Below are 10480 nucleotides of genomic sequence, written 5' to 3'. Positions count from 1 at the left end.
TATGTTCAATCTCAAATGGATAGTAGCCGTTCTAAGTACCAGGTTATTATCTTAGACTGCTGTTTTAGTGGTGCTTTCGCTAATGATTATATTCCCAAAGGGGAAGCTGACTCTACAATTGACTGTATCCCAAGCCTTGGAGGCAAAGGACGAGCCATTCTTACTTCATCCTCATCCATAGAATCTTCTTTTGAAGATAAGTCAATTGGTCTATCTGTCTATACAAGATACTTTGTTGAGGGTATAGAGTCTGGAGATGCCGATTTTGATAGAGATGGACGTATCTCCGTCGATGAACTACATCGCTATATTGAGCAAAAAATTCGAGCCTATCATCCCCAAATGACCCCTAGGTTATACCCTGTTGAACAAGGGTATAACATCTTTATTGCAAAGTCCCCAAGAGAAAACAGTATTGCCTCCATAAGTAATGCACGATTTGGATTGATGTTGGTTGGTAATGTTGTAGATTTCTCTAATCTGAGGGGAGTAGATCAGCGTCATGTGCTAAAGGTGCTTTGGGATTTTGTGATTCAACATCCGTTGCTAGCGCGAAACTATTCTGCTGAAACTGATGGAGCACTGGATAGGTTTATTGCTGTTTGGCCTGCTGTAGAGCACCAGCGTTTGATTGATTTTGCTTGTGAACTGATAGAACATATGCAAAATCAACGACCTCCGACTGATCTTAAAATTGCTCTTCACCAAGGATGGTCTGAAAGTATTACAAGAGCTGGGGAAGATGATAACCACTTAATTGGTGTAGAACTTAATGAGTGTGCCCGTCTAGCTCGTATTGCTGACGCTGATCATATTATCCTTGCAGAAGAGTTCGTTAGATCCTGGGCAAATCAGCAAGGTCCAAGGGTATATGCTTCCTTAAGGCCTAAAGATCCAGAAAACCCTTTTGAAGTTTTTGCTAAACCATATGTACCCCAAAAGATCTTTGTATATAGGCGCAACAGAAATCTGCAACGCCCTCCCAAGCTACCTAGAGCACTTAGAGTTATTGACATTGTTCGGCAACAGCTAGAAGAGGTTTTGTCAGAAATTGATGATGTTTTTCTTGAGCTACTTCAGTCGAATAACCCTAAACTTACTTGGGAGACGGTACGTCCAAGAATATCAATTTGGGTTCCTGATTTTCAGGATAAGAATGCTCTGCGCTCCACCAAATATCGTTATCTAAAGCGTTTGGATCCAGATGATTTCAATGGTTTACATAAGAAACCTAGTAGTACTAAATATCGCCTAGAAGGACAGGGACAAGGGCCACCAGGTCGATGTTTTAAGTCTTTACCTCTGAAGCCTATAGTTACTCATCGTCTGGCTGATTATAAACAGAACCCAGAAGAGTATATTGAGGGGCTCCAAGATTTCGATCTTCCTCGGCAAACCATTGAAAGTTTAGGGCGTCATGCCAGAGCATTTATTACGTTTCCTTTCATGTTGGCAGATGATGGGCAACCTGGTGGTGTAGTGTGCATTGATACTTTGTCAAGCCTTGAGGAAATAGATGAATCAGACTTGAAGGATATTGCAGATGACCTTATGGATTTTTATGGATCATTCGTTGCAACACTTTGGGAATTAAGAGTAGGTATGAGCCTTTAGAATTATTTCCCCCTGTTACAAAGCAGTGTTATATTGGTGACCGTGCCTTACTCTTGTCCACCTTATAGGCGTACGTAAAAGGATATCTTCATGAGCGAGAGTAGTGATCTGAAACGCCCTAGCGACGCTGATGATCAACAGCCAAACTCAAAAGAGGATGAGACCTCTTCAGTTAAGTCTAAGGCGCGTATTATTTCTATAAGACGTAGACATCAGAAAGCTGCATTCAGAAGATCCCGTAAAGTCTTTGAGCCCAAGGATATTGACGATATTAAGATCAGCTTAGTTTTCCCTCGAACAGATCCTCAAAACGCTTAGTGTACAAATCCTAGAGGTTGTTTCTAATATTTTTATTGTTTGTTTTGACAACAATCTCCCCAGAAAGCTAATTGACTTTTTGGCTATTATTCATCAAGAAATATCCGCATATCTTGGAATGATATAATCAGCGTTTTAAGAACTTCAAAATTAGAATTTTAGTGATGTCATTAGCTACTTGAATTAATATCAACTCCTCTTGGTTGCCCATAATTACAGCGCCTAAATCACAGGGTTTATAAGTATTTTTATTAATGGTAAGCATCCGGGCTTGATATGCCCTCCTTAAAGGATCTTCTTAAACACCACTAACTCGAACAACGTCCTTGGCTATATTAGTAGCTGAGTTAGGGGCCGCAGTAACAGTTCCAGTAATTTTTATTCTGTACAATAGCACTAGCCTGCTAATGCTGTTTAGCTGATTGTGCCACCTCATGCCCTTCACCACTGGCTATTCCGTCCCTCAAACCGAGCAGCCTCGCTCCCCGCGCGAGACACTGCCTACTATGTATGACCTACCTAGCGAATTTCCAGAGGAACCCGGTTTGCCAGACGAATTTCATGACCTACAACCCCAACTGCTGAGCCGTACCCTGCGCCTACAAGATTACGCCGCCGACAACCGCTTTACCGGCTCTGACCTTAACCTTTATTACGATGTTCAGCACCCCCTCTGGCACAAACGCCCTGACTGGTTCTTAGCACTCGACGTCCCTCGCCTCTACGATGGCCATGACCTACGCCGTAGCTACGTCGTCTGGCAAGAAGGCCCAAGCCCCCACCATCGTTGTAGAATTTTTATCCCCCCGCACAGAACAGGAAGACCTGGGTCGATTTTTCAAAGATAGCGATCAGATTCCTGATGACGATAATAAAATTCCCGAAAGCAGAGTGGGCAATGCCCACCCTCCGGCCAATGGTGCCGAACGTCCTCCCAGCAAGGTCGACGTTTATGAAAAATATCTACGAGTTCCCCATTCCCTGGTCTATAGCCGTTATACCCAGCGCTTGCGCTATTTTAAGCTCGTTGGTCGCCGTTATGAAGAGCAATCCATCCAGGATGGCACCCCTATGATTTGGCTAGACGACTTAAAAATCGGATTGGGCCTATGGGAAGGCTACTTTGAAGGGTTGCCTGGCCCATGGCTACGGTGGTGTGATGTAGACGGTAACTGGCTGCTAACAGATACCGAGCAAGCAGAAAAACGGGCAGAACAATTAGCAGAACGTCTTAGAGCGATGGGGGTTGATCCAGACACAGTTTAAGCAAGGAGACCATCAATGTCGCTTATTGAGCCAGGACCTAGGGGGAATTGTAACGATGGGCAGCACATTCACCCGATGGGTCATGCTGAGAATTAAACCGAGATGGGTCATGGGTTTTAGCGGCTAAAACAATTTGACCGTTGTCGTTAACCTGGGCGTAGCTAGCCTCAAGCATCGGTTGAGAATTTGAGATTGTTGGTCCCTCGATGATCACAGTCTCGCTTTCAGGTGCTGATGTTGTTGCCGCATCAACATCATTTAAAAAACGTAAATCTTGCCAGCCACCTGATGTTTGTAGTCGCTGGGTAGGATTTGTCGGTAGTCCGTTTTGGCCACCAATAACAAAACTATTGTTACTATCAGCGGCGCAACCTGCAACAATTTGATCTGTCGGATCGTTAATGGTGGCAGGTAACTCCACCAGGCCGCTGTCGGGTTCTAGCTCAGGTGTGTTGAGGTCGACCACACCGCTAAACTCAGGCCCCAATGCTGATGTGGCTGTAATGTCACTTGCAGGGGTTAGGTTTTCTCTAAAGGCTGTGCCGAGAATATTTTGGGCAGTGATGCTAACTCTTCCCCCTCTACCTTGTTGGGCATTGGCTGTAATATCGCTGTTTTCTAAGGCGATGAGAAAAACAGTATCAATGTCAATGTTGCCACCGTCGGCATTACCAGCATCGGTGTTAATGTTGCTGCCCTGTCTCAATAGCAAAATAGGCGTTTGTAGCTCAATGTTGCCGCCAGCACCCGTGGTGGTGGCCGCGTTAATGGTGCCGCCATTTTCTAGCCGAATCAGATTGGCGGTGGCATTTAATGTGCCCGCATCACCAGGCCCTTGACTATTGATTGCGATCGCACCCCCATCTCGAATAATCAGCTCACCTGCAGTGACCTGTAGCTCTCCCGCTGCCCCATTGCCCACCAGCCCCGGAAAATCGTCTCGCCCAGACGAGGAGACCAGGCTACTGGGCAATTCGACAATTACCCCTAAGGGTTGTCTTGTACCAGTGCCGCTGATTTCTAACACATCGGTCACATTAACGGTGAGTGTGCCCCCTAGCCCATCGCTAAAGGTAGTGGTCGAAATATTGGCCCCATCTCGAATAAAGAGATTACCGGTGTTGAGTATTACATCACCGGCAGGAGCCCCGCTAAAGCTAGATGTACCCGGACCACTGCCAAAGCGACCATTTGGGGATAAGCCAATGATTTCAGTGGTGCCGCCGACATTGAGAATGACATCTCCAGCAGGACCGCCCAATGGAATCACTGCGTTCCCCAAAAAAGCCCCCGTTTGATTACTCACCTGAGCGCCCCCTGTCATAGTGAATTCCTGGGTATTGACCGTAATATTCCCCCCCGAGCCGGTACCAAAAATGCTGTTGGCAAAAATGCCCGTAGGCGCAACGGCTCCTACTGGGGTATCTAGCAATTCAACTGACTCAGTGGCATTGACGATCAATTCACCGCCATCTCCTGCGCCAAAGGTGATTGTTTGTAATAGTCCGCCATCGCGCAATACCAGACGCTGAGTATCGAGAGTTAAATCACCGGCATCCTGGGTGGTGCCTTGGAGAGTGCCCGTTAAGATAATTGAACCGATGATTTCAACTGACTCAGTAGTCTTGATAAACGCATCGCCACCCGCACCATTGCCACTAGTCGTGGTTGAGATTAATGCTCCGTCCTGCAGGCGTAACTGGGGCGTATCAATCCTTAGTTGACCCGCTGCTCCGGCTCCATCACTGCCGGCTAATAGTCCACTTTCAGCAGCAGAAATATCTAATGTGCCTTGAAGGGCACCGATAATCAGGGTTTGTAGTGACTGAAACCCAGTCCCGCTAAGTTCAATCGAGTCGCTAGCCCGCAGGATCAGATTACCTCCAGCTCCATTCCCTGCCGTGGAGGCCGATAGCAAACCGCGATCGCGAACCTGAAGCTGCCGTGTATCCACAATCAGGTCGCCGCCCATGCCATCACCAATGGTATCCGTACTCAAACGGCTGATAATCTGACCATTGGCCGACTCTCCTTGCACGGTGACCGAATCAGTGGCCCTTATCCTTAAATCTCCCCCTGATAATGGCCCCTGGGTTACCGCTAATACCTGGGAACCGTCTTCCACAAGAACTGTTTGTCCCCGTAGGTCAATGTCTCCGGCCCCAGGGCCACTGGTGTTAAGTAAGGCTCCCTGACTCAGGTCAATTGCGCCAAATCTTGAGACGGTGTTGTATTGCAGATCAAAACCGTTGGTAACAGGCCTTAGTCTGACTGTCCCCTGGGCCGCACTGCCAATTTCTAACCGTCCCGATGGTGCCGACACAGTGCCACCGACTACCCTGACATCACCTCCCAATAAAGCCAGGGTATGACCAGGGGACACAAATAAACCAGGCCGTGTGGGTGGAAAGTCACCTGAACCTTCCACAAGGATATCTCCTGGCGTTGTTCCTAGCTGCAACCCCACAGGGGTACTCACGGTTAATAACGGTGGAGCATTGGCTGTAGCAGCGCTAAAAACATCGCCATTGGCAAAGACAACACTGTCAGCGCTGCTGGCAATAAAAGAACCCGGCACCTGGAGCACGGCATTGGGACCAAAGATGACGCCGTTGGGGTTAAGTAAAAACAAATCAGCGTTGCCCTGGGCCGCGATCGCACCGTCAATATCCGAGCGTTGCCCCCCTGTCACCCGCGTGATGATCGTGCTCAGGGACGGATCATTCAAGAAAAGAGCCGCCCCGCCAGTAGGTACTGAAAACTGTTGAAAACTGTGAAAAAGAGTTTGACTATCGTCGCTGAGGATACCGCCCGTAATCGGGCATGTAGTACAGCCCTTGGGCACCACCGAGTTAGTCGTGTTGTCAGGCACAATCGGGTCCTGGGTCTGGGCCTGGGCTGCTGGGACAATCCCTGAGGGTGCCAACGCACTCAGCAGCGTTGCCATCACCCAGCTGTAACCCGTCAGCTTAGTAGACCAGTCTAATCGGGGTATTACTCGTCGGGGCATTACCAGTCGAGACATGATAGGGAGCCTTGCTTCTATGAGCGTTCATAACATGATTGGCTTGCCCAAAGACAAACAACTTTGTCTTCTTGCCATAGCTTACAAAACACAGCTAGAGCGATCGGGAGAATTGTTGAATCATGGGTTTTAATTTACGGATCATTCACTATAGGGTTAAGTCGGTCTTTAAAGGAGCACCTGGATAGAACAAGGCGTTAGCTACCCCATAGAATTAACTGGTCAGGGCTTAGAATCCTGGTAGATTCTAGCGTTCTGGTCTAATCAAGGGAACTTGGCTTGAGTGGATATCCCCTTGCGACCTGGGTGGTTAAGAAATGTATTTATCACCCCAATTATCTGATGGATATCCCGATTTCTACGGAGACAGGTTGAATGACCTTATTAGACATCGTTGCCTAGAAATGTCACAGAGGCTAAACGGCGATGCGACTTGTGCAGATATGTAACAGACGGTTTTGGCGACGTAGCTGGCTAATGATGTTGGCCATAGTCAGCTGCTGGCTATGGATGTGGGGGACGCCCGTGATAGCAAGGGGAGAGCTTTATCTCCCCAGCCCCATTCATCAGGCAAAGACTACTGTAGGGGAACCATTAGCTGAGGGCATCAACCTTGCGGGTCCCAATCTTGAGGATCCCAACATCAGTGCCCTCAGTCAGGGCAGTGCCTTATTTGCAGCGGGTCAGTTAGTATCAGCCGCAGATGTTTGGCAGCAAGCGGCCAAGGACTATGAACGCCAGGGCCAGCAACTACACCAGGCCAGGGCACTACACTATCTGGCGCTAGCTTATTTTAATTTGGGCCAGTGGGCATTGGCCCAGCAAACCAATCATAAGAGTCAGACCCTATTGGCGGAGACATCCCAACGGGATGCAACACTGTTGGCCGCCAGCTTAAACCTGCATGGACAATTGCAACTGGTTTTAGGACAGCCTGAGCAAGGAATCGAAACCTGGAAGCAAGCGGCAGCTACCTATGCTTCGGTAGGCGATACCACTGGTCAACTAGGGGCCCAGCTCAATCAAGCGAAGGCACTACAAACTCTGGGATATTATCAACAGTCTCAGCAATTATTAGAACAATCTCTGGCAACAGTAAAGACCCTCTCAGAGCCAACGGTAAAAGCGACTAGCCTCAAACTTTTAGGCACAGCCCTACAGGCGGTGGGAGATTTAGAGCGATCGCAATCCCTACTCACCGAAAGTCTGGAAATTACCCAGACACTGGTGGCCACCACACCAGTCTTTGCGGATGAAGCCAGTGCCACTTTAGTTAATCTAGGTAATACTCTGGCTGCCCAGGGTGACTATGAAACTGCCCTATCCCACTATCGGCAAGCGGCGGATAGGGCCAGTCAGCCGATGTCTCGCATTGAGGCCCAGCTTCATCAGCTGCAACTGTTGGTCAAAACAGGGCAGTGGTCGTCAGCACAGTCTCTGTTATCTACGTTGCCTGATCCATTAGCGACCCTACCACCGGGGCGGGACACCATTTATGCCCAGGTCAACTTTGTTGCCAGCTGGATTCGGGCAGCCCAATCGCCCATCGGCCAACAATTATCTGGTCAGAGGGCAACCATGGCCCAATTGTTGGCCAATGCGGTGCAATCTGCCCAGATGCTATCGGATACGCGGGCCGAAGCCTTTGCCTTGGGACAGCTGGGCCACCTCTATGAGGCCGCTGGGCAATGGCAAGACGCTCAACAGGTGACACAACGGGCAATGCAGGTGGCAGAAGGTCTGAATGCACCTGATTTGAAAACCACCTGGCAGTGGCAGTTGGGCCGCATTTTGAAACATCAGGGAGCGACTAAAGCTGCGATCGCATCCTACAGTAATGCGGTTAAATCCCTCCAGTCCTTAAGACAGGAGCTAGTGGCCCTCAATCCTGAGCTACAGTTTTCCTTTCTTGAAACCGTTGAGCCAGTGTATCGAGAACTTGTCTCACTCCTCCTAGAGCAAGACCCTCAGCAGGCTCAGCTACAACAGGCCAGGCAGTTGATTGAATCTCTACAGCTGGCGGAACTGGATAACTTTTTTCGTCATGCTTGTTTACAAGCAAAATCTCAACTCATTGACACCGTTGATGCGACAGCGGCTGTCATTTATCCAATTATCTTGTCCGATCGTCTGGCGGTGATTGTTTCCCGCCCCGACCTACCCCTGTTTTACTATGAAACGCGTCTGCCCCAGGCCGATATTGAAACCGCCATTGCCCAGCTACAACTTTACTTAAATCCTCACTTTTTCGAAGCCGATCGCCTACAGGTGTCACAGCAGCTCTATGACTGGCTGATCCGCCCGGCTGAGTACTTCTTAGGGGATACCCAAACACTGGTGTTTGTGCTGGACGGCACGTTACGCAATTTGCCCATGGCGGCACTGCATGATGGTAAACGCTACCTCATTGAGCGCTATGGCATTGCCCTCAGCCCAGGGTTACAGCTGCTTGAACCCCAGTCCCTCGATCCGGGGCGGCTGGATGTGCTGACGGGGGGATTGAGTATTTCTCAACAAGGGTTCTCCGCGTTGCCCGGTGTTAACACAGAAGTCAATCAAATTGGCTCTACACTGCCCACCACCACGCTACTCAATCAAAGCTTTACCACCGATCGACTCCAACGCGCCCTCAACGATATACCCTTTTCAGTGGTGCATTTAGCGACCCATGGCCAGTTTAGCTCCAAGGCAGAGGAAACGTTTCTGGTGACATGGGATGGTCGGATCAATGTTCAAGATTTGGAGGCCTTACTACAGCCCAGAAAACGAGACCCGGACCAAGCCTTAGAACTCTTGGTACTCAGTGCCTGTCAAACGGCTACGGGAGATAAACGAGCTGCCCTAGGGTTAGCTGGCATTGCCCTGCGGTCTGGTGCCCGCAGTACCCTGGCAACACTTTGGCAAGTGAAAGATGAATCCACGGCCACCCTGATGGTGGAATTTTATCGCCAGCTGGCAGAAAACCCAGACATGAGTAAAGCGGCGGCCCTAAGAGCGGCACAGTTAAGCTTGTTAAAACACCCCCAGTATCAGCAGCCCTTCTACTGGGCTCCGTTTGTTTTAGTGGGTAATTGGTTGTAGTGGGAGGTGGTTTATGAAGTGATGCTAAACCTGGAGGAATGAAACAAAAAAATTAAATAAGGAGGCATCTCAGGCCATGCCATATCTCTCATAGGGAGGGATAACTGATTAGGCACATGGTGCAAACGGCTTCATTCAGATACCTGTTTAAAATCTCCTTTACTTAAAATCTTTGCTGTTGATGATTTAGAGGGTAAATCGATCTAGCAGGATTATCCAAAATCCTTGATTTTTCAGATTGAATCCTTCCAAGAATCAGTACAGCCAAATCTTTTTCATTTTCCATTGATATCAGATACCTATGAAACGTTCTCTACATAACCGCTTGTGTCTGGCTCTACTAGGAATCTTGTCGTTTGGGTCAGTGATTAATTTTGGGTCAGTAATTAATACGATAGCCCAGGCTAGTCCTGCGCCATCCCCTGGTCCCATGAGGGCGTCGCGTCCGGCAACCGCCACTCCCCTAATTATGTTTGAACCGCCTACTGATGAAAAGGTAGATAATTCTCGCGGTGGAGCCTCTCGCCCTGCAGACATAAAATGTATGCAGGATGAATCCTATGCGTTTCCGATGACAGCACTGGTGCCCCAGTCTGGGGTAGGGTTGACGACGTCTTCCCACCCCACCCTGATGGTTTATGTGCCTCCCACAATGGCCACTCAGGCCCATTTAACGTTGAGAGATGACGAGCAAAACGGCGTATATCAAAGCCGTCTACAGATTCCTCAAACCGGAGGGATTCTTAGGATTTCTTTACCGATGGATAGTCCTGAATTGGTCGTGGGGCAAACGTATCATTGGTCCCTGGCACTTCTCTGCCAGCCCACGCAAACAGATCTGCCCATCACCAGTGGTCAGATTCGTCGCATTGACCTGTCTGATAATGACTTGCCCCCCCAGCAGCCCTTGTTGTCCCAGGCGGTTATTTACGGACGGGCTGGTGTTTGGCATGATATGTTGTTAAGCCTGGCACTGCTGAAGGAACGCCAGCCTGAGAGCAATGCTCTCAATGAGAATTGGATTGAGTTGCTCCGGTCTGAAGATTTAGGTGCGATCGCAAACACCCCATTTCTTAACTAGCATTGCATTACCCTATAAAAACTCAGATAAGTCTCCCATCAGTTAGGCCATGGAACTGGTAGAGACTTGAGTCATGGGTTTTCTTGTTTCTCATT

3 protein-coding genes and 2 pseudogenes are annotated in these 10480 nt (G+C 48.8%); 4 read left to right on the top strand and 1 reads right to left on the bottom strand.

Annotated elements, in window-relative coordinates; translation table 11 throughout:
- Together DXZ20_RS19460 and DXZ20_RS19455 are read left to right on the top strand one after the other, a co-directional pair.
- Positions 1 to 1614, top strand: a pseudogene (locus tag DXZ20_RS19460) (hypothetical protein); the annotation flags it as partial.
- Positions 1615 to 2366: 752 nt separating this feature from the next.
- Positions 2367 to 3198 (top strand): annotated as a pseudogene (locus DXZ20_RS19455) (Uma2 family endonuclease).
- Between the two features lie 37 nt (positions 3199 to 3235).
- Here the strand turns inward: DXZ20_RS19455 and DXZ20_RS19450 are convergent.
- Positions 3236 to 6223 (bottom strand): two-partner secretion domain-containing protein, encoded by a 2988-nt coding sequence (locus tag DXZ20_RS19450; RefSeq protein ID WP_163699948.1) that lies wholly within the window; start codon positions 6221 to 6223, stop codon positions 3236 to 3238.
- Positions 6224 to 6649: 426 nt separating this feature from the next.
- On the opposite strand from DXZ20_RS19450, the gene DXZ20_RS19445 reads away from it, so the two are divergent.
- Positions 6650 to 9304, top strand: coding sequence for a CHAT domain-containing protein (locus DXZ20_RS19445; RefSeq protein ID WP_163699946.1), 2655 nt, complete (start codon positions 6650 to 6652; stop codon positions 9302 to 9304).
- Positions 9305 to 9605: 301 nt separating this feature from the next.
- Positions 9606 to 10385 carry a DUF928 domain-containing protein gene (locus DXZ20_RS19440; RefSeq protein WP_163699944.1) on the top strand — a complete coding sequence of 260 codons (780 nt, stop codon included), beginning with the start codon at positions 9606 to 9608 and terminating at the stop codon, positions 10383 to 10385.
- The last annotated feature ends 95 nt before the right edge of the window (positions 10386 to 10480 follow it).

It is taken from the genome of Adonisia turfae CCMR0081, from assembly GCF_011009555.1.
GTDB lineage: Bacteria > Cyanobacteriota > Cyanobacteriia > Phormidesmidales > Phormidesmidaceae > Leptothoe > Leptothoe turfae.
Note: the sequence above shows the minus strand (reverse complement) of the source record. Positions and strands in the feature narration are given on the sequence as shown.